The organism is Agreia sp. PsM10 (assembly GCF_030433855.1).
Taxonomy (GTDB): Bacteria; Actinomycetota; Actinomycetes; order Actinomycetales; family Microbacteriaceae; genus Agreia.
The window spans coordinates 124,457-144,559 of sequence record NZ_JARUXC010000004.1; the positions used below are offsets into that span (position 1 = coordinate 124,457).

Here is a 20,103-nt window from a genome sequence, read left to right on the forward strand (position 1 = left end):
TCTTGGCGAGAGCTATGCGGCGCGGGAGGCGTTCAGGGTGGCGAGGTACTGCTCCACGCGGGCGACGTTGTGCGGGGGCATCATGATGAGGGACTTTCCCAGGGGGCTGCCACTCTTCCAGCGGCCGTCCTTCGTCCAGCCCAGGCCGATGAAGTAGCCGAGCTCCGCGAAGAGCGCTTCGAGTCCGTCACGCGCCTCGGTGTCTCCGACGATCCGAGACAGGGGAGTCTCCATCGTCAGCGGCTCGGTGTCGGCAGCGGCGACCAGCGATGACACGTCGACCGTATATTCGTGCCGCCCCGATCCGACCTCGATCGCGTCGGCAGAAGCCGTGCCCGGCAGCGTGATGCGGGCCGTGGTGTTCGGCGGAACCACCGCGACGAGCGAGAACGACGGGCCCTCGAGCATCCACGACACGTCGACGACGCCGAAGCCGGTGTCGAGGCTCGCGTGCGCACTCGTGAGCCCGCCCCCGAGTACAGGCGCGATCTCGACGACAGAGTAGCCCGGTGCGCCGGGTGCGATGCCGCCGATGGAGCGCTGCATCCAGTCCGCGACCGCGCCCAGGGCGTAATGGTTGAACGATGTCATCTCGCCGGGGTTGATGCTGCCGTCGGGCAGCATGCTGTCCCAGCGCTCCCAGATCGTGGTCGCGCCCATGGTGATCGGGTACAGCCACGACGGGCAGCCCTCCTCGAGCAGCAGCCTGAACGCCACGTCGCTCTGCCCTCCGCGCACGAGCGCGTCGCAGATCAGGGGAGTGCCCACGAATCCGGTGCCGATGCGGTAGCCGTGCGAGCGCACGAGCTCCGCGAGTCGCGCGCCTGCGGTGGCCAGCGCCTGCGGTTCGGTGATGAGCTCGAAGCCGATCGCGATCGCGTACGCGGTGTGCGCATCCGACATCATGCGGCCGGCGGGCGTCACATACTCGGCGAGAAAAGCCGATCGGATGCCGTCGGCCAGCTCGCCGTACCGGCTCGCGTCGGCGTCATGGCCGAGCACGCGGGCGGCCTCCGCGGTGCGAGCCGTCGAGCGGTAGAAGTAGGCGGTGGCCACGATGTCCGGATCGGTCTTGGCCTTCGCCGGGTTCTCGGGCGGCGCGCTCGGGTCGAGCCAGTCTCCGAACTGGAACCCGCCCGTCCACAGGTGGTCGTCGCCGGCCAGCGCATCCACCACGTCGACCCACCGGGTCATGCTCTCGTACTGCGCGGCCAACGCGGCGCGGTCTGCGAAACGCTCGAAGAGGGCATCCGGAACCAGTGTCGCCGCGTCGCCCCACGCGGCCGCGGCCATCGGCGGCATCGGAAGCGGGCTCGGCACGACGAACGGCACCACGCCCGCGGCCGTGCGCTGCTCGGCCTCGAGGTCGCGCAGCCACGAGCCGAGGAACCCGCTCGTGTCGTAGAGGTAGCTGGCGGTGGGAGTGAAGACCTGGATGTCGCCGGTCCAGCCGAGGCGCTCGTCGCGCTGCGGGCAGTCTGTCGGCAGGCTCAGGAAGTTGCCGCGCATGCCCCAGAGCACGTTCGAGTGCAGCTGGTCGAGCTTCGGATTGCTCGTCTCGAGATGGCCGGTACGCACCATGTCGTTGTGCACGACCACGGCCGAGATGTCGTCGAGTGCGAGCTCGCCCGGCCAGTTCGTGATCTCGGCGTAGCGGAATCCGTGGAACGTGAAACGCGGGCTCCACACGCGCTCGCCGCCGTCGCCCGTGAACGTGTCGGTCGCCTTCGCGAAGCGCAGCGGCCGGATGCCCAGCTCGCCGTCTTCGAGCACCTCGGCGTGGCGCAGGGTCACCTCGTGACCGGCCGGCGCGTCGATTCGCAGCTCGAGCCACCCCACGAGGTTCTGGCCGAAGTCGACGAGGGTCTTGCCCGACGGCGAGGTGAAGATGCGCTGCGCGGGCACGCTCTGGATGCGACGCACGGGCGGCGCGAACGACGGCACGAGCCGCGCGGGGTCGGCTTCTTGCGGTGAGAGTTCGTGCACGCCTGTCGGTGCCGGAAACGCGGCGCCGACGACAGTCAGCGCGTCGTCGTCTTCGCGGGCGTCGAACGCTTCGCCGGGGTAGATGCCCGCGCTTACGACCGGCCCCGCAGCGGTGCCCTGCCAGCTGTCGCCGGTGAGAACGCGCTCGATCGTGCCGTCTTCGTAGGTCACGACGAGCTGGGCCGAGAGGGCCACGGGGCCCGGGTAGAAGGTGGCGAAGTTGCCGTCGAACCCGAAGCGCTCGCGGTACCAGCCCTCGGCCACGGTGGCCCCGAGCACCACGGCCTCGCCCGCGGCGAGGCGGTCGGTCACGTCGTAGCTCTGGAAGGTGAGGCGGTCGTCGTAGGCGGTCCAGCCCGGGGTGAGCACCTCGTCGCCCACGACGCTGCCCGCGAGGGTGAGCTCGTAGATGCCGTGGGCGGTGGCGGAGAGCACCGCGGAGGTGACGTCGTCGCGGGGTGTGAACTCGGTGCGGAAGCGCACGGTGCCGCGGCTCAGGTTCGTGCGCTGCGCGAGGTCGGCATCGGTCGGTCCGTCGACGGCGATGAAGGGGGCGACCCAGTCGTCGGCGGTGAGAGGGCCGGTGCGGAGGACGTGCCAGTCGCCGAACTCCGACTCCGAGCCGTCCTCACCGTGAACACGCACGCGCACCTCGACCGAGTCGTAGGCGGCGAGCGGCGCGAACGGCCAGGCGACGTGCTGCGACTCGCGCCCCTCGACGGTGAACGACTCCGTGCTCCCCGTATCCGAGTCGCCCTGAGAGCCGCGGCGCACCTCGATGTCGGCCGATGCCTGCAGCCAGCCCGGCGCATCCGTGGTCACCTGCCACGAGAGCGACGGGATGCCCGTGGCCAGGAAGTCGGGGCGGCCCCGGCCCTCGGCCCAGAGCTTCGAGACGACGGGGGCAGTGGAATGGGACATGGACTCTCCATTGAGGCGTGGGACAGACGGCGAGTGAACCGTTTCAAAAACCTTACAGTTGTTCGGTTTTTACCGCTAGTGGGCAGCCCGGGCGAGCGCGCGCTCAGCGGGCGAGCGCGCCTCCGGTGGCGGTCCGTTCACCCGTAAGCGGCGCGGGCTTCCCAGTACTCTTCGGCGGGCTCGGCCAGCGCGGCGAGGTGCTCCTTGTCGCGCGAGGGCGCCCACTCGGCGTCGGCGTTGTCACCGTGAGTGAGCACCGTGACGCTCGGCGGGCCACAGTCAGGCGTCGTCCACCTGCACCTCGACGATGGGGGAAGCGGCTGACTCGATGCACTGCCGGATGCGTCTGACGGCCTCGTGGGGGCCGTTTCGGTGGGTGATCGCCGCGGAGGTCGCGCTGTGTGCGGCCGCCATGGTCACGAGTTTTGCGGGGCTTCTGGTGCCGTGATGCACCGAGAAAGCCGACGAGACGTGCACGTGCGTGAACGTCAAGGGTCCGAACCTCGGACACCGCCCAGCCGGCCTCGAGCCGGGCGGGGTCGACGACGGCCAGTGACCCACCTGGTCCCGGCCAGCGAGGCGATAGACCAGGTGCTCGAGCAGCCCGCCACCCGCGCCGTGCCGACCGTGCGTGATGGTCGACCACCTCGGTGACCGGTCGAGCCAGGGCAACGGTCTCCTGGCGACGTCGAACGTTCTCGCGTCCCACTCAAAGCGAGTGCGAACACTATCCGGGGTTGTTGCTAGGCTCGCCGCCATCACCGCGCCGCCAGAGTTTAAAATATATGTTCGAAACGTGGACGGGGTCACCCATGCATCAGTTCGAGGCGGTGTGTCAAGTACGTCTTGATTTCGTTCAGTAAGTAGAATCCGTCTCGAGTTCCCCCGGAAGCCTTCATGGAGTCACATGGTGTTGTTAATCGGACGATGAAGCCCCCAGGGGGCTCTGCGGCAGGCAATTAATGAATTTTCGTCGACACCTTCTCCGATTTCTCCTACTCTGAGACACGAAGCGCGTTCAGTGCTAGAGCGATCCACGCAGCACGTGGTGACACGATGGAGGAAGTCCACAATGAATTGTCTCGCAAATACCGGTTTCGAACCCTGGATTCCGCTCGTCGCGGGCGCAATCGTCATCTCGCTCGGAATGGCCTTCTGGCTCGTCGCGCGGCGTACGAAGAGCCGAGGTGCCGCGGCACTTGGACTGACGCTTCTTCTCATTGTCGGCGCGGGGGCGTTCAGCACGTTCACCGCTCCGTCTGCTCAGGCTGCTGCCCCGTGCCCGCCCGCTGCAGCCGCTCCTGCCACTACGACGGCGCCCGCTACGCCGACACCCACTACGCCGGCACCCACTACGCCGGCACCCACTACGCCGGGTGCGACGGTGCCGGACTTCACTCCGACGCTCGAATTGTCGTCCGACAGCACGATACCGAATGGAACGATCACCGCGGACATCGCTCTTGACGAACTCTTGAACGTGGCCGCGACGGGCCCGATCACCGTGTTCGTTGAATACCCTCTCTTCACGACCGCCACATTCGCGGGCAGCGGATGGACCGTCGTTTCTGACGATGGGGCAGGCTTCGCTGAGCTGACCTATACGCCGACTCTCGGAGCGGGCGCCGACACTTCAAACCTGACATTGACCCTCGTCCAGAACAGTGCCACAGTAACGGCCACGGGAACGGTAACCGTGACGATCCTTGACGGTTCCGGTGGTGACAGCGTCAGCAGCAACAATGTCGTCGCGGATGTGTACACCATTGTTGCTGCTGACTGAGGCAGGTCTGGACGATTCCACACTCTGCGTCCACCAGGACCGGAGAAGTGCAAACTGTGGTTCTAGCTCATCAACGGAGTGGACAACAGGTGGAATGGCTAAGCCGGCGTCGGATATCAGCTGCGTTCTCACCGACGATGCTGACTTCATCGCCCTGACCTTCAGCAGTATTATGTTTCGGCGGAAACGGGTCGGGACTGAAGATCTGCAGGTTCTGTGACGAACGGTAGTTTCGGTGACGACTCAAGCGTGCAAGCTCCTATGTCGGATCACTCGTGTTGGGGGACAGGCAGCATCCGCGGCGTGAGGCGTACCTCGACATGTAGACCCCCAGTCGGTGGGGCCGTGATGCTGAGCAGCCCGTTGTGGGCTGTGACGATGCTTGAGACGATGGCCAAGCCAAGCCCTATACCGTCATGGTTGCTGCGGACTCGTTCCACGCCCCGTTGAAAAGGCTCGGTGAGAGTGGCTACTATCTCTGGATTCACGACCGGGCCGGTGTTCTCGACGGTCAGGATCACTGAATCCGCTCGGTTGCTGGAAGTCACGTGAATGCGTCCGTGATTGGGCAGATTGTGCACGATGGCGTTATGAATGAGGTTCGTGGTGAGCTGAAGGAGGAGGGCGGGGGAGCCCTGGGAGGGGCAAAACTCCCCCGAAGTGTCGATGACGACGCCGTTTTTTTCTGCAAGGGGCAGAAGGATCTCCGCTGCTTGCTCGGCGATGAGAGAGAGATCGACCTGCTCGAGAACAAATGACTTCTGGTCAGCGCGTCCCAACAGCAGCAGCGCCTCAGTGAGGTTGATAGCTCGCTCGTTGATGGCGGCGAGTTGCTCGATCGTGGCGGTCACATCCGGGTCAGGGTCGGTTCGGGCCACATCCAGAAGTGTTTTGGTGATCGTCAGGGGAGTTCGCAATTCGTGAGATGCATTGGCTGAGAATCGTTGTTGTTCGAGCGCCTGGGCCTCGAGTCGGGTGAGCATCGTGTCGAAGGCATCAGCGAGCTCGTGGAACTCGTCGTTGCGGCCTGGGAGCTGGATCCGATGCGACAACGATCCTGCGGAGGCTTTGCGCGTTGCGTCCATTATCCGATCGAGGGGGAAGAGCACGCGCCCGGCGAGGACCCAGCCTCCCAGGAGGCCAGCGGTGACCAGAACGATCATCACGATCGCAGCGACGGGCTGGAACACCCGGATGAGATCGAGGCGATTCGGGCTGAACTCGCCTGTATCGGTGTAGGGGTACACGCTTTCGGGAACATAGCGAAGAAGAAAGACCCAGACGGCGACAAGAATGAGGGAGCCGGTGAGCACGACAACTCCCGCATAGCTCATAGCCAACTTGGCGCGCACGCTCAAACCATGCGCCCTATCCACTGAGAGCACTCGCCGAAACACTGTCTTCCGAGGTTTCGATGCGGTAGCCGACGCCGGCAACGGTGGAGATCAACCACGGGTTGCCCAGTCGTTTACGCAGCGTCGAGACGGTGATTCGCACCGCATTGGTGAAGGGATCGGCGTTTTCATCCCAGGCTCGCTCAAGAAGCTCCTCACTGCTGATGACACCTCCTTCGGCGGCGACGAGCACTTCGAGGACAGCAAACTGTTTTCGGGTGAGGGCGACGTAGCGTCCATCGCGGTAGACCTCCCGGCGAAAAGGATCTATCCGAAGTCCGGCAATCTCCCGCACGAGAGGTCTCCGGTTCACCCGCCGACGGTCGAGTGCCCTGATTCGCAGTACAAGCTCTCGAAACTCGAATGGTTTCGTCAGATAATCGTCGGCTCCGAGCTCGAAACCTGACGCCTTGTCGTCGAGACGATCGGCCGCTGTGAGCATCAGGATCGATGGGCCGCTGCCCGAGGCGATGATGCGTTGCGCGATCTCGTCCCCGGATGGACCGGGGATGTCGCGATCGAGAACGGCAATGTCGTAGTTGTTCACGCAGAGCATCTCCCACGCCATGTCGCCATCATTCGCGATATCAGAGGCAATCGCTTCTAACCGCAGCCCAGCATGAAGGGCATCGGCCAATACAGGCTCGTCTTCGACGATAAGAACACGCATGCCTTGATCATATGATTTTTCGACTTATTCTCAGCGTATGAAAATTCAGGTACGGGAACGCAACACGCCCCCGTCTTGACTTGCCTCATGACACACCGCCATCGGGCCCGTACAGCGGCCCTCCATCATGTAGGCAGTCACTCCGCCTCAACCCCCACGTCTTCACAGCCCACTCGTCTCACCGTCTTCGCGTGCAGTTCGTACGAAGCAGCCTTGTTCCGCGGAATGGCGACTCGATTCAGGGTCGAGCCGATCGTTTCTGAGCGACCATTCTCAGCGGCGACCGCTGCTTTGGCTGCAGGCAGCCGGTGCATCAGCGTCAACCACACAGCACAGATCTCCAATGCAACTCTTTGGGAACTCAGCCTGGCGGGGGTGGAGTACATCTCCACGCGAAGCATCGGTACCGACCATCTCGATGTGGGATATGCGCAGGATGTGGGGATCACCGTAGAGAACGTCGGCTACTCACCTGACAGCGTCGCGGACTACACGCTGATGCTGATTCTCATGGCCATCAGGGATACCAAATCGGTGCTACGGCGAGTTGACGCGCGGGACTACCGCCTTGGTGAGGTGCGGGGTACGGCTCTTCGCGACCTCACGGTGGGCGTCATCGGGACCGGCCGCATCGGTACGGCGGTCATGCACCGCTTGCAAGGTTTCGGGTGTCGAGTGTTGGCCTATGACACCCGGCCCCGTGCCGAGCATGACTACCTGCCCCTGGACGAGCTGCTGCAGCAGAGCGATCTCGTCACTCTGCACACGCCGTCGACCCCCGCCAACCATCACCTTCTTCACCGAAGCCGCCTCGCCCAGCTACCGGACGGCGCCTTTGTCGTGAACACCGCTCGGGGAGCACTGGTTGACACCGATGCTCTTCTCGACGAACTGGAAAGCGGTCGCCTCGGAGGCGCTGCACTTGACGTCGTGGAAAACGAAGAGGGCGTTTTCTATGCCGATCATCAGAACGCACCTGTGGTGCGCGACCAACTCGCTCGTCTTCAACAACTACCCAACGTGGTGATCAGCCCTCACATCGGTTTCTACACGGAGCGCGCTCTCAGCGACATCGTCGAGAACAGCCTCATCAATTGCGCACGATTCGGAAGCAGAAGACACCATGGATAAATTGACAATCGGTATTATCTTCGGCGGAGTTTCTGAGGAACACGACATCTCTGTGAAGTCTGCCCTGGAAGTGGCTGCGCACCTCGACCTGAGCAAGTACTCACCGGTCTGGATCGGGATCACCAAGACGGGAGCCTGGACTCTCTGCGAGGCCCCGCGGGAGGGCTGGGACAACGGCTCCGGACCTCAGGTAGCCTTGTCGCCTGACAGATCGACTCACGGTCTGCTGGTGCTGGACGGCGAGCAGTATTCGACCATCACTCTCGACGTGGTCTTTCCCGTTCTGCACGGAACGCTCGGCGAAGACGGGGCCATCCAGGGGCTGCTCGAGCTTTCCGCACTTCCTTATGTCGGGTGTGGGATTCAGGCGTCCGTGCTGGCCATGGACAAATCTCTCGCTTATACGGTGGCGCGAAGTGCAGGGATTTCGACACCGGGCTACTGGGTGGCCGAGCCTCACGACGAGATCCACCCAGATCAGTACTCATACCCGGTGTTCGTGAAGCCGGCACGTTCTGGTTCGTCCTTCGGGGTCAGCAAGGTCGACGACAAACAGCAGTTGCTCAAGGCAGTCGAGGTTGCCAGAGAGTTCGACTCCACGGTTCTGATCGAGGAAGCCATCATCGGGGACGAGATTGGATGCGCAATGCTGGGTGCTGGGCGCGACTTTCTTGTAGGCGAACCCGACAGGGTGGCACTAACCAGCGGCTTCTTTCGGATCCACCAAGAAGCCAAGCCCGAGCAAGGCTCGGCAAACTCGACGTTCGTGGTTCCAGCAGATATCTCTCCAGAGAATCGGGGGGGGGGGGGGGGGGCGGCCGCCCCCCGCCCGCCCCGCCCCCCCCCGCGCCCACGCGCCCGTCCCCCCCGCCCGCCCACCCCCACCACACCAACCCCCCCACCCACCACCCGCACCACAACAAACCAACCCCCCACAACGGCGCCCAAAACGCGCGTTGGGGGTTACCACAATATAACACCCCAGATAGGGGGGGGCGGGGCCCGCCCCCCCCCGAAACGGTCTACCGAGCGTTGGGATGTCGTGGGCTTGCGCGAGTGGACATGTTCTTGAAGCACGACGGAACGATCGTTCTCAACGAGGTCAACACACTCCCTGGGCTGACCTCATACAGCCGATACCCGCGGATGATGGCCGTAGCAGGAATCACCCTGTCTGAGATCATCGACCGACTTGTGGCCGTGGCCTTAGGGGGAGGCGAGCGGTGAGACACGGATTTGCGTTCATTGATGAGAGTGCCCCCGGCATTCGGTGGGATTCCAAATACGCCACGTGGGACAACTTCACGGGAAAGCCAGTCGATGGCTATCGCGCCAATCGGATCGTCGGCACGCATGAGTTGTGCGCAGCCCTCACCCGTGCGCAAGACAAGGCTGTCTCCTTGGGCTTCGGCATCCACCTCTGGGATGGATACCGCCCCCAGCGCGCCGTGGACTGCTTTGTCCGTTGGTCTCACTCGCCCGACGACGGGAGAACAAAGCTCCGCCACTATCCGCGTATCGATCGCCCGGAGATGTTCGAGCAGGGATACGTGGCCACCCAATCCGGTCACAGCCGAGGAAGCACAGTCGATCTGACTCTCTACGACCTGGCCACCCTCGAACTCGCCCCGATGGGCACCGACCACGATGTCATGGATACCCTCTCCCACCACGGAGCCGAAGGCATTGCCGACGAGGAGACAGCCCACCGGTCCCTTCTTCGCTCGGTGATGGAGGACGTCGGCTTCACGGCATACGAGCGGGAATGGTGGCATTACACCTTGGCTGAGGAGCCATACCCCGATACCTACTTCGATTTCCCCATCTACTAGGGATCGACATGGCTCGCGTTCGCGTCTTCTCTTCGATGAGGCCATCCAAGATCATGGCATTTCGACCAAGGCCGCCAGATGGGTCAAAAGAGGCGACAAGTTAGAGCACGTTACCGGTGACGCAATCGATCTGAAAGACCAAGAAGCTGGGGATGGATGGACGAATTCGGGGAGCCAACGGTCTCTGTCGTGTTTATGAAAATGAGCCCGGGCACTTCGAGTTGACTGCCGAGCTCAATGAAACATGCCCTCCGGTGATCGCAGATGGCTCCGCAGGTTGATCGGCGGTCGAGAGCCGTGCGCGGCGGATGTTCCGACTGCAGTACGAGACGCCCAATCGTGTAGTAGGTCCCTCCGGCACGCTCGGCAAGACAATCTCGTTATCGAAGAATTCGATTCAACAGGTTCCCGATCAGATGTTGCTTTGACCGGTTGAATACGGCCAAATTCCCATTACCAACGCCGAGGAGGCACCTTCCATGAGTAAACCCGAACCGGACGATCCGCTGACGCCGCTCGACGAGCACCTCTTCAGCGAGACGCGCCCCACTCCGCTGTCTCGTCGTCTTCCCCGAAAGCGGCTGTGGGTCGTCGGCCTATCTGTCACGGTCATTGCCGTCATCCTGGGTGTCGTCGTGCTCGTCGCGCACCCGTTCGCGCAACAGCCCGCCGCGAAGATTGCGACCGCCACGGTCGAAACAGGCACTGTCACGACGACAGTCGAGGCAAAGGGCGCGATCACTGCGGCCGCAACGTCGAACGCATCGTTCTCAAACCCCGGCACCATCACCGGCATCTCTGTGACCATCGGTCAGCCGGTCGTCGTCGGACAGGACCTGGCGACGATCGACTCAGCCGACGCCGATAGGGCGCTGGCAAAAGCACAGGGCGCCTTGGGGGCGGCTGAGACCGCACTCGACAATTCACGTGAGTCCTATTCAAATACGGCGACCGATCTTGCGAACGCTCGGGCGACTCGCGATGCCACACCAGCGGACTCTCCTGACTATTCAACTGCTGTTGCAGCCGTCCGCGAACTAGAGAATGCTCTGCCACTCAGAGACACCGACGTCGTGAATGCAGTGAACACGCGAGACGATGCCTCGCGAGACGTCGATGCTGCGCAGGCCGAACGCGATAAAATGGTGTTAAAAGCATCGATTGCGGGTGTCGTCACAGCGATCAACGGCACCGTCGGATCCGTGACCACCGGAGGCGGCAGCTCGAGCGGTTCCGCAGGATCGCCGGGAGAGTCCGGCTCGGGCGCAACGGCGGGGAGCGCTACCACCGGCCCTAGCGGATTGATAACAATTTCGGACACGTCGTCGCTCTTCGTGTCGGCCGCCATTCCCGAAGCCAGCATCGGCACAGTGGCCCCAGCGCAATCAGTGACAGTCACCATGGCCGGAGATTCGACAGTCACGATGTCAGGATCGGTCGTCTCTATCGCCCCCACACCACAGACGAACGCCGCCGGAATCGTCACTTTCGCTGCGTCGATCCAGCTCACCACCCCGCCGGCAACGGTGAGGATTGGAGAAACCGCATTGGTCAGCATCGTGACAGCCAGCGCGGTCGATGTGCCGACTCTGCCGATGTCTGCCGTGACGATGACCGGCCCCGGCGAAGGAACAGCGCAGTTGGCGCCGAGGAAGAAATCTGACACGGACGGCAAGATCGTGCCTATCAAGGTAGGCCTCTCCGGGGACGGAGTCGTGGAGATCACACACGGTCTCGCGGTCGACGATGTCGTACAGATCGCAACGCCGTCTGAGGATGGTATGGGCGATGGCGCGGACGGCTCCAGCGGCAGCGAGGGTTTCTGATGACCGTGCGAGACACGGCCATCACCCTTCGGGCAGTCCGACGCGAGTATGGGAAGGGTGAGAGCATGGTATCTGCCTTGGACGGCGTCGATCTCGTCGTGCCTTCCGGTGAGTACCTCGCCGTCGTGGGCCCGTCCGGCGCAGGAAAATCCAGCCTCCTCAACATTCTGGGTTGTCTCGACCAACCGAGCTCTGGGTCGTTGGAGATCGGAGGTCGTCTCGTTTCGGACCTTCCCGAAAAGAAAGTGGCTTCCATCCGGAACACGGAGATCGGATTCGTTTTTCAGTCGTTCAACCTCATTCCTTCGCTCACGGCACTCGCCAACGTCGAACTCCCGATGGTCTATGCCGGTGTCGGCCGCATCGAGCGGCAGAACCGTGCCCAGGCTGCTCTCGGACAGGTCGGTTTGCGGGGCAGAGAAAGGCATCGCTCGAATCAGCTTTCCGGGGGGCAACAGCAGCGTGTCGCTGTTGCGCGCGCCATCGTGAACCGACCGACTTTCATCCTCGCTGACGAACCCACAGGCAATCTCGATTCGCACGCAACAGAAGATGTACTGACCATCTTCGACGAATTGCATGGTGGGGGCGCGACAGTCATTGTCATCACTCACGAAGATGAGGTGGCTGCGCGCGCGCAACGGGTCATCGTGATGCGAGACGGCCGAATTGAACGCTCCTACCGAAACGAGAAGGTGACATCGTGAGTCCGCTGGACCTCGTCGCCGCAGCCGTTCGAAGCCTGCGAGGCAATCTCACCCAATCGATTCTGACAACCCTGATGGTCCTGATCGGAGTCGGTTCCGTGATCACACTCGTGGCCGTGGGCAATGGGACGACCGCGCAGGTGAACGCGCAGGTCGCCTCGCTCGGAGCAAGCGCCATCTACGTCAACCCGGCCACGGATGACCAGGGATCAATATCTACTCCTCTCACGCGGGCAGATAGAGACTCCCTCGCCTCGGACCCTCTCGGTACCGCCATCGGTCTCGTCGCACCAATCGTGTACGGGAACTCCACGGCCAGTGCTGGTTCAGTCTCCGCCTCCCCGCAAATAATGGGCACGACACCGGACTTTTTTTCAATCACGAACGCGAAGCTCAGCGCTGGTCGATTCTTTACAACATCGGATGCACTCACCAACCAGAGTGTTGCAGTCATCGACGAAGGATTGCAGATGGCGCTCTTGCCCGACGGGTCTTCTGCGGTGGGCCAGACGATCATTGTCGCCGACACGCCGACTCTCGTCATCGGGGTTCTGGCCCCGACAGCCATCGACGCGATGTACGGGATGGCCAGCGGCGGCACCGCCTACGAGCCGATCGACCACGTCGAAGCGATCATCACGGGCTACAACGACCTCGGTTCGATTGCCCTCAGCGCCACGAGTCCTGACACAGTCGACGCAGCAGAGTCGCAAGCGGCAGCGATCCTCGCGGCACGCGGCGAACCGACGCCGTACTTCTCTTCATCGGATGAGCTGCGCGAAACGCTGGGCGGTACCCAAGAGAGTCTCAGCAACCTGTTGTCGAGCGTCGCGGCAATCAGTCTGCTCGTGGGAGGAATCGGGGTCACCAACGTTATGTTGCTCACCGTTCGGGAACGCACCAGAGAGATCGGGATTCGAAAGGCTCTCGGCGCTCAGCCCATCTCCCTGGCGGGCCAGTTCGTGCTTGAAGCGACTGGTCTGAGCATCATCGGTGGCGCGCTCGGCGTCGCCGGCGCACTGATCGCGACCCTCTTTCCCGTTACCGGCGTCATGCCCATCGTTGACGTCCCCACCATAGGTCTGGCGGCCGGGATTTCGATCGCCATCGGAATCTTTTTCGGCACCTACCCTGCGGTGAAGGCGGCGCGGATGAATCCCGTGGCGGCGCTGCGCGTGGGCGCCTGATGTGAGATGGATGTCGCCGGCGGAAAGAGCGCGATCATCGCAACTATCCGCGCAAGAGGAATGAAGCGCCACGAGAGTTGAACGACGGTCTGGTTGCATATCCGTAACGTTCGCGACGTTGCTGTCGCCGCTGCTGCCTGAACCGATGGTGACTGTAAAGACGTTCGTTGACGTGACCGTAGCCTGGCCTGGGTCGTACCAAATCACGAGCGAGGTTGTGGTCGCGCTTGGGGCAAGTCCCGAATACTCATACTGCACATACTCATCGCCGGGGTTCCCTCCGCCGATGAGAGTCCAGCCGGCACCCGCAGACACGATGGTCGGCGTCATCCAAGATGCGTACTCAAGGAACAACGTGATCGGTCCAGTTGCGGGTGCACCATTGAGTTCAGTCATAGTGAAGGTGGCCGTCGTGGGGGTGCCGAACGCAACCTCGGCTGGCGCCACAACACTCGGGGTGAAGTCTGGTTCAATGGCCGGCGGGACCGTCGGAACGGTCGTTTCGGTAGGCACTGGAGTGGGCGACGCTGACGGCAGGGTTGTTGATGAGGACGTGGACGCGACGGGACACGGCGCGGCCTGCGCTGCAGGCGTTAGCGCGGTACCAAGCGCACCGCCGCCAATCAGGAACAATGCGACGTGTCCAACTGCAGCGAACGCACGCTTCCGCATTCGTCGAGACACGGCCCAGAATGCAACGCCGCCTACAAGGCCAACCGCGGCGATCGTGAGAGGAATCCAGGCATCTAGGTCTGTAGACGAGAGATCGAGTGAGGGGTCAAAGGCCCACCACCTTTCGACCGGCCGACCCCGAACTACCGGAGAGGCCTTCGCAGCGCCTCAGCTCCAGGGGCGGGCGGCGCGGGCTTCCCAGTACTTTTCGGCAGGTTCGGCCAGTTCGGCCAGGCGCTCCTCGTCGAGCGAGGGCGCCCGCGCCTCGAGGTTCTGCTTGAGCTGCTTGCGGGTCACCGCCCCGGTCAGCACGATGTCGGCCCACGGATGCGCCACGGCCGCGCCGATGGCCAGCCCGTCGAGGCGCTGCCCGTCTTCGGCGGCGAGCGCGGCGGCGGCCGTCTCTTCGCCGCGCGATGTCAGCCGCCCGTTGGCCAGCACCTCCTTGACCACGACGAGCCACTTGGCATCGTTCGCCGCGGTGAGCGCCTCGCCCACCGAGGGCTCGAGCAGGTTCCAGGTGGACTGCACGGCAGAGAACGGGGAATCGGCCAGGCCGAGCGCGCGCTCGATGACCTCGGCCTGCGCAGGCCCGCTCGTCGAGAAGCCCACGCGCACGCCGCTCTCCCGCAGGGCGCGCAGCCTGTCGAGAAGCGCGCCGTCGTCGAGGGCTGTGCTGTCGGAGGTCAGCGAGTGCACGAGGTACACGTCGGGTTCTGTGCCGAGCGCCGCCTGCGTCTCGGCCCACTGCCGCTCGAACATCGCGAGCGAATGCTCCTTGCGCTCCTGCTGCGGCGCGTCGAGGCGCCAGTCGCCGGTGTACTCGTAGCCCCACTTCGATCCGATGGTCAGTTCGTCGCGATACCCCGGATGCGCGGCCAGCCACGATCCGAGGAACTCCTCGGCGCGCCCGTACGAGCGCGCCGCATCGACGTAGCGGATGCCCAGCCACCACGCGGCATCCAGAAGTTTGTGCGCCCGCTCGCGTATCGCATCCACGCTGCGATCGGCACCCTCGCCCAGGTCTTTCGCGCGCCCGCCGGTGATGTACGCGGGGCGGCCGATGGCGGCGAGTCCGAGCCCCAGGCGCGATGCGATGCTGTCTTCGATGTCGATGTCATCCACCGTTCGAGCGTACGCGCACCGACCCGGATGCATCCGCGCCGACTCGGCGCATCCGCTGCTGGACGGCCGGGCGCGGATGCGCCGAACGGGCGCGGGCGCTCAGCCGCGGCGTTCCAGGTGCGCGCGGGTCAGGGCGTCCATCTCGTCGTCGCTCAGCGCATCCATCTTCTTGGCGTCGCGGCGGTCGAGCCTCGACCAGCGCACGAAGAGCAGGATCAGTATCGGAACGTCGGCGATCTCGGCGATGAACCAGAGCAGGTCGCCCGCGAGATGCTGATCGTGCAGCGGGGTCGGCCACCAGCCGGGCGCCAGCTGTGACGCGACCGCGCCGACACCGCTGACGACGCCCGGCCCGACGCCATCCAGAACGCCGTCGTTCAGTCGCATCAGCACGCCCGGAATCGCGTCGAGAACCAGCTCGACGAACGCCAGCAGGAACTCGGCCGTGATGAACAGGGTGCTGCGCGCGGCCGAGTTCTCGACCAGCGGAAGGGCGAACAGCAGCCCGATGGCCGGCACCAGCACACCGATGGCGGGCTCCGCCACGGGGCTCAGCCTGAGCACGCCGGCCAGCGGAGTGAGGAAGACGCAGAAGGCGAGCGCGGCGAACAGGGTGGCGAAGGCCGCGTTGCCGGTGACGCGAACGACCCACGACGACAGCACGCGTTCGAGGCGCGCGGAGCCGCGGGGGCCGAGGGCGCGTCGCGCCACCTCGACGGGGCGGCCGAGCACCATCAGGGCGGGCACGATGAACAGCAGCAGCGCGATGCGGGTGGTGAAGGCGAGTCTGAGCTGGTCGCTGTAGGTGCCGAGAAATCCGAACGAGACCACGGCCCACGAGCCGAGGCCGGCGACCATGAAGAGCACGGTCCGCGACACCGGCCAGCGCCCGCCGCGAGACCGGATGCGCCGCACGCCGATCGCATACAGCGCGGCGCTGGCGAGTATCGCCGCGAGGGCGACCGGGTCGAGCGACCACGAGCCGAGGAGGGTGTCGAGGGGAGGCGTCTGCGTGCCTTTCGCGAGGGATCGAACCTCACGGATGCTACTCCTCGCGGCTGGGCCACCCCCTAGGCTGGGGGCCATCCACCCGCACCGCACGAGAAGGAGACTCCCCATGCGCTCGACACTCTTCAGCCAGGAGAACAACGAGGTCGAATCCGACGCTCTGATGGCCCTGCAGAACCCCTACATGCTGCGCTCCCGGGTCACGCCCGGGCGCGACATCATCACCCGCAAGGGTGCGATGGTCGCCTACCAGGGCAACATCGAGTTCAAGCACGAGGGTGCGAGGGATGCCGGTGCGCTGTTGCGCAAGATGGTCTCGTCGGACGACCAGCCGCTCATGCGCGTGTTCGGACACGGCGACGTGTTCTTCGCGCACCACCGGGCGAACATCCACCTCATCCAGCTCGAGGGGGAGGGCATCACGATCAACGGAACGTCGCTTCTCGCCTTTCAGGCCGACCTCGGCTACGAGCTCACGCGGCTCAAGGGTGCGAGCATGCTCGCCGGCGGCTTCTGGAACACGACCGTGCACGGCCACGGACACATGGCCGTCGCCACGCAGGGCACCCCGATGATCCTCGACTGCTCGCAGCAGCCCACGTTCACCGACATCAACGCCACCGTCGCCTGGAGCGCGAACCTGCAGCCGACCGTGAAGTCGTCGCTGAGCGCGGGCGCCTTCATCGGCCGTGGGTCGGGCGAGGCGTTCCAGTACGCGTTCCACGGACCGGGCTGGGTCATCGTGCAGCCGTCGGAGTTCACGGGCGTGGTCGCGACGGCGTAGTCACACGAGCTGCGCCGGGCGCAGCTGCGGCTAGTCGACCTTCGTCGAGAAGGCGGCGTCGAACGAGGCCGTCGGTGCCTCCCAGAGCAGGGAGCGCACGAAGGCGAGTGCCTCGGGCGCGCCGCGCAGGCGGTCCATGCCGGCGTCCTCCCACTCCACCGAGATGGGTCCGGTGTAGCCGATGTGGTTTAGCGCGCGGAACGCGTCCTCCCACGGAACGTCGCCGTGCCCGGTCGAGACGAAGTCCCAGCCGCGGCGCGGGTCGGCCCAGGGCAGGTGCGAGCCCAGGATGCCTGCGCGCCCCGAGTTGCCGTTGCGCATGCGGGTGTCCTTGCAGTCGACGTGGTAGATCAGCTCGGCGAACTCGGTGATGAATTCCACCGGGTTGATGCCCTGCCAGACCATGTGGCTCGGGTCCCAGTTGAGCCCGAACGACTTTCTGTGGTCGATGGCCTCGAGCGTGCGCACGGTCGACCAGTAGTCGTAGGCGATCTCCGACGGGTGCACCTCGTGGGCGAAGCGCACCCCCTCGCCCTCGAACACGTCGAGGATCGGGTTCCAGCGGTCGGCGAAGTCCTGGTAGCCGGCGTCGATCACGTCTTGACCCACGGGCGGGAACATGGCCACGTACTGCCAGATGCTCGAGCCGGTGAAGCCCACGACGGTGTCGACGCCGAGCTTGCGGGCCGTGATCGCGGTCTTCTTCAGCTCCTCGGCGGCGCGCTGGCGCACACCCTCTCCGTCGCCGTCGCCCCAGACCTTCGCCGAGACCATGTCCTTGTGCCGGAAGTCGATGGGGTTGTCGCAGACCGCCTGCCCCTTGAGGTGGTTCGAGATCGCGAAGACCTTCAGGTTGTTCTTCTCGAGGATGTCGAGGCGCGACTGCACGTAGGCGTCGTCTTCGGCGGCGCGCCACGGGTCGAGGTGGTCGCCCCAGCAGGCGATCTCGAGACCGTCGTAGCCCCACTCTCCCGCGAGCCGGGCCACCTCCTCGAAGGGAAGGTCGGCCCACTGGCCGGTGAACAGGGTGACGGGGCGTGTCATGTGCTTCTCCTTGTGCTCGTTCCCTGAGCCTGTCGAAGGGAACTCGTCTGAACGCTTCCCTTCGACAGGCTCAGGGAACGGATCGGTTACGGGGTGACGGATGCGCCGCCTGCGGCGGCAGAACTCTCCACCGCGGCGAGCACCTTCTGAACCCGCAGTCCGTCGGCGAACGACGGCTGCGACTCGGTGTCGTCGCGGATGGAGTTCAGGAAGTCTGCGAACTGGTGCACGAACGTGTGCTCCCAGCCGATGATGTGGCCGTCGGGCCACCAGTGGCCGATATACGGATGCCCGGCCTCGGTCACGAGGATGCGTCGGAATCCCTGCTCCCCGGGCGCATCGCCGGAGTCGAAGAACATCAGCTCGTTGAGGTTCTCGAGGTCGAACGTCAGGCTGCCCTTCTCGCCGTAGATCTCGAGCGCGAGGCCGTTCTTGGCGCCGAGCGCGAAGCGCGAGACCTCGAGCTGAATGATGCCGCCCCCTGAGAGCCGGCCCGTCGCCCACGCGGCGTCATCCACTGTCACGTCTTCGAGCGCGACGTCGGCCGAGCCCGGCCCGGAGCCCGCGGCCGAGCCGCCGATCGCGCCGTCGCCGCTGTCACCGGCGGGGCGCTGCGTCACGAAGGTGTGCACGCCGCCGGTGAGGCTGTCGATGCTCTCGCCCGTGAGGTGCAGCACGAGGTCGGTGGCGTGCGAGCCGAGGTCGCCGAGCGCGCCCGAGCCGGCCTCGTCGCGACGCAGCCGCCAACTCATGGGGGACGAGGGGTCGCTGAGCCAGTCCTGCAGGTAGCTGATGCGCACGTGCCGGATGGGACCGATGCGGCCGTCGTCGACGAACTTCTTCGCCAGCGCGATCGCGGGAACACGGCGGTAGTTGAAGTTGACGATGGCGTGCTGCCCGTTGGCCCGGGCCTTCTCGAACGCCTCGGCCATCTCCTCGGCCTCGGCGACGGTGTTGGCCAGCGGCTTCTCGACGATCACGTGCTTGCCGGCGGCGAGCGCCGCGAGCACGATCTCGTGGTGCAGGATGCCCGGGGTGCAGACATCGACGATGTGCACGTCGTCGCGCTCCAGCACGGCGCGCCAGTCGGTGGCGCTGTCCTTCCAGCCGAACTTCTCGGCGGCCGCAGCCACCTTGGCCGCGTCTCGGCCGACGAGCACGGTCTGCTCCACGGCGGGAACGTCGAAGTAGGCGGCCACATTGCGCCAGGCGCCCGAGTGCGCCTTGCCCATGAAGGCGTATCCGATGACGGCTACGCCGAGCGGTGCGGCCGTCTGGGGAGTCGCGGGGTCCTGGCTCACTTCGTCTCCGTTCGCGTCGTCGCGTTGTGCTGCGGTGTGCATCCATTATCGCGGCACTCGCTGGTCGCGTGATCTGCGACGGCTGCGCTGATTGAATTGGCCGCCGCTCCGAACGCTGACGAAAAGCTCTACGTAGCGTGCAAGTCCAGCATGAGTGAACCGCGATTGCATGGGATCAGCGTCAACGATCTATCGGCCCGCAATGTCGAGGTAGGCGAGCCTCCTGACACGTTCGTGGGCCTGCGCTTCGATGCGATCGACTTTGCAGGGCGCGACCGGTCTGTTGGCAGTCAGTTCGGAGAGCGCGCCTCCGACGGCGTCAAGCGCGCGACGCGGCGTGGCGCGGGGCAACGTTATCTGCCGCCGACTCGCCTCACTGAGGGGCTGAAGGCCGACCCGGTGTGATCGAAGGAGATCTACAAGCCCATGCCAGCAGGCGGCTCGGGCAATCGAATGACTGGCGGGTGCGGCGGTGTTCTTGACGTCGTATGCGTCGAATTACATTGACGGCAATCTCCTGTTTGTCGACGAATGCCGCTTCGGGCGGTGAGTCTAAATTTGCCTGACCACGTAATTATCGGCAATAGAGGCGGGCATGATCCGCGGAGGAGCGGTGTGCCGAGATAATCTCGCACTCGCAGGGGGACCGTCAGGGGTCCGCATCTAGAATCGACGTGACTACTAGAGTTTCGTTTGAGGGTTGGGAAAACAAATCGTGACGATAAGTGCAGC

The 20,103-nt window shown here is 64.6% G+C and carries 16 protein-coding genes and 2 pseudogenes; 10 read left to right on the forward strand and 8 right to left on the reverse strand.

Translation table 11 applies throughout. The features are described from left to right. Positions 1–12: 12 nt before the first annotated feature. Both QCD70_RS06630 and QCD70_RS06635 read right to left on the reverse strand, forming a co-directional pair. Positions 13–2,907, reverse strand: a complete 2,895-nt coding sequence (locus QCD70_RS06630) for an alpha-L-rhamnosidase (protein WP_301214399.1) — start codon at positions 2,905–2,907, stop codon at positions 13–15. A gap of 279 nt (positions 2,908–3,186) precedes the next feature. Next, positions 3,187–3,399, reverse strand: coding sequence for a hypothetical protein (locus QCD70_RS06635; protein ID WP_301214401.1), 213 nt, complete (start codon positions 3,397–3,399; stop codon positions 3,187–3,189). Positions 3,400–3,979: 580 nt separating this feature from the next. Between QCD70_RS06635 and QCD70_RS06640 the strand changes: the two genes are divergently transcribed. Then, positions 3,980–4,690 carry a hypothetical protein gene (locus QCD70_RS06640; protein WP_301214403.1) on the forward strand — a complete coding sequence of 237 codons (711 nt, stop codon included), beginning with the start codon at positions 3,980–3,982 and terminating at the stop codon, positions 4,688–4,690. Positions 4,691–4,959: 269 nt separating this feature from the next. On the opposite strand, the gene QCD70_RS06645 is transcribed toward QCD70_RS06640, so the two are convergent. Together QCD70_RS06645 and QCD70_RS06650 are read right to left on the reverse strand one after the other, a co-directional pair. Then, complete coding sequence (locus tag QCD70_RS06645; RefSeq protein ID WP_367316699.1) at positions 4,960–6,042, reverse strand: sensor histidine kinase; 1,083 nt, start codon at positions 6,040–6,042, stop codon at positions 4,960–4,962. Positions 6,043–6,058: 16 nt separating this feature from the next. Beyond that, on the reverse strand, positions 6,059–6,754 hold the full coding sequence (locus QCD70_RS06650; protein ID WP_301214407.1) for a response regulator transcription factor: 696 nt from the start codon (positions 6,752–6,754) through the stop codon (positions 6,059–6,061). 87 nt (positions 6,755–6,841) lie between these two features. Between QCD70_RS06650 and QCD70_RS06655 the strand changes: the two genes are divergently transcribed. From QCD70_RS06655 to QCD70_RS06680, 7 genes and pseudogenes are all read left to right on the forward strand, one after another. After that, entirely contained in the window at positions 6,842–7,885 is a 1,044-nt protein-coding gene (locus QCD70_RS06655) for an NAD(P)-dependent oxidoreductase (RefSeq protein WP_301214409.1), read from the forward strand. Continuing rightward, positions 7,878–8,684: pseudogene (locus QCD70_RS19200) on the forward strand (hypothetical protein); the annotation flags it as partial. The gene QCD70_RS06655 and the pseudogene QCD70_RS19200, both read left to right, overlap by 8 nt. Before the next feature lie 221 nt (positions 8,685–8,905). Then, positions 8,906–9,112: pseudogene (locus tag QCD70_RS06660) on the forward strand (D-alanine--D-alanine ligase A); the annotation flags it as partial. After that, positions 9,109–9,717, forward strand: a complete 609-nt coding sequence (vanX, locus tag QCD70_RS06665) for a D-Ala-D-Ala dipeptidase VanX (RefSeq protein WP_301214411.1) — start codon at positions 9,109–9,111, stop codon at positions 9,715–9,717. The pseudogene QCD70_RS06660 and the gene vanX, both read left to right, overlap by 4 nt. 479 nt (positions 9,718–10,196) lie before the next feature. Beyond that, positions 10,197–11,543, forward strand: a complete 1,347-nt coding sequence (locus QCD70_RS06670; RefSeq protein ID WP_301214413.1) for an efflux RND transporter periplasmic adaptor subunit — start codon at positions 10,197–10,199, stop codon at positions 11,541–11,543. A gap of 65 nt (positions 11,544–11,608) precedes the next feature. Continuing rightward, complete coding sequence (locus QCD70_RS06675; protein ID WP_301214415.1) at positions 11,609–12,250, forward strand: ABC transporter ATP-binding protein; 642 nt, start codon at positions 11,609–11,611, stop codon at positions 12,248–12,250. Next, the gene (locus QCD70_RS06680; protein WP_301214417.1) at positions 12,247–13,437 is read left to right on the forward strand and encodes an ABC transporter permease; all 1,191 of its coding nucleotides are present in this window, start codon (positions 12,247–12,249) and stop codon (positions 13,435–13,437) included. Before QCD70_RS06675 ends, QCD70_RS06680 begins: the two co-directional genes overlap by 4 nt. An 840-nt stretch (positions 13,438–14,277) precedes the next feature. On the opposite strand, the gene QCD70_RS06685 is transcribed toward QCD70_RS06680, so the two are convergent. After that, positions 14,278–15,234: an aldo/keto reductase gene (locus QCD70_RS06685; protein WP_301214419.1), complete on the reverse strand. Its 957-nt coding sequence runs from the start codon at positions 15,232–15,234 to the stop codon at positions 14,278–14,280. Positions 15,235–15,333: 99 nt separating this feature from the next. Continuing rightward, entirely contained in the window at positions 15,334–16,320 is a 987-nt protein-coding gene (locus QCD70_RS06690) for a cytochrome c oxidase assembly protein (RefSeq protein WP_301214421.1), read from the reverse strand. A gap of 31 nt (positions 16,321–16,351) precedes the next feature. Between QCD70_RS06690 and QCD70_RS06695 the strand changes: the two genes are divergently transcribed. After that, complete coding sequence (locus QCD70_RS06695) at positions 16,352–17,026, forward strand: AIM24 family protein (protein WP_301214423.1); 675 nt, start codon at positions 16,352–16,354, stop codon at positions 17,024–17,026. A gap of 30 nt (positions 17,027–17,056) precedes the next feature. Here QCD70_RS06695 and QCD70_RS06700 read toward each other — a convergent pair whose 3' ends face one another. Both QCD70_RS06700 and QCD70_RS06705 read right to left on the reverse strand, forming a co-directional pair. After that, on the reverse strand, positions 17,057–18,070 hold the full coding sequence (locus tag QCD70_RS06700) for a sugar phosphate isomerase/epimerase family protein (RefSeq protein WP_301214425.1): 1,014 nt from the start codon (positions 18,068–18,070) through the stop codon (positions 17,057–17,059). A gap of 86 nt (positions 18,071–18,156) precedes the next feature. Beyond that, positions 18,157–19,413, reverse strand: coding sequence for a Gfo/Idh/MocA family protein (locus tag QCD70_RS06705; RefSeq protein WP_301214427.1), 1,257 nt, complete (start codon positions 19,411–19,413; stop codon positions 18,157–18,159). Between the two features lie 108 nt (positions 19,414–19,521). On the opposite strand from QCD70_RS06705, the gene QCD70_RS06710 reads away from it, so the two are divergent. Continuing rightward, complete coding sequence (locus tag QCD70_RS06710; protein ID WP_301214429.1) at positions 19,522–19,776, forward strand: hypothetical protein; 255 nt, start codon at positions 19,522–19,524, stop codon at positions 19,774–19,776. Positions 19,777–20,103: the final 327 nt, after the last annotated feature.

What these genes read in the sequence shown, in the direction of transcription:
- QCD70_RS06700 (WP_301214425.1), bottom strand. Translation starts at nt 18,070, where the DNA reads ATGACACGCCCCGTCACCCTGTTCACCGGCCAGTGGGCCGACCTTCCC.
- QCD70_RS06675 (WP_301214415.1), top strand. Translation starts at nt 11,609, where the DNA reads ATGGTATCTGCCTTGGACGGCGTCGATCTCGTCGTGCCTTCCGGTGAG.
- QCD70_RS06650 (WP_301214407.1), bottom strand. Translation starts at nt 6,754, where the DNA reads ATGCGTGTTCTTATCGTCGAAGACGAGCCTGTATTGGCCGATGCCCTT.
- QCD70_RS06670 (WP_301214413.1), top strand. Translation starts at nt 10,197, where the DNA reads ATGAGTAAACCCGAACCGGACGATCCGCTGACGCCGCTCGACGAGCAC.
- QCD70_RS06640 (WP_301214403.1), top strand. Translation starts at nt 3,980, where the DNA reads ATGAATTGTCTCGCAAATACCGGTTTCGAACCCTGGATTCCGCTCGTC.
- QCD70_RS06705 (WP_301214427.1), bottom strand. Translation starts at nt 19,413, where the DNA reads ATGCACACCGCAGCACAACGCGACGACGCGAACGGAGACGAAGTGAGC.
- QCD70_RS06690 (WP_301214421.1), bottom strand. Translation starts at nt 16,320, where the DNA reads ATGGCCCCCAGCCTAGGGGGTGGCCCAGCCGCGAGGAGTAGCATCCGT.
- QCD70_RS06695 (WP_301214423.1), top strand. Translation starts at nt 16,352, where the DNA reads ATGCGCTCGACACTCTTCAGCCAGGAGAACAACGAGGTCGAATCCGAC.
- QCD70_RS06710 (WP_301214429.1), top strand. Translation starts at nt 19,522, where the DNA reads ATGAGTGAACCGCGATTGCATGGGATCAGCGTCAACGATCTATCGGCC.
- QCD70_RS06655 (WP_301214409.1), top strand. Translation starts at nt 6,842, where the DNA reads ATGACACACCGCCATCGGGCCCGTACAGCGGCCCTCCATCATGTAGGC.
- QCD70_RS06630 (WP_301214399.1), bottom strand. Translation starts at nt 2,907, where the DNA reads ATGTCCCATTCCACTGCCCCCGTCGTCTCGAAGCTCTGGGCCGAGGGC.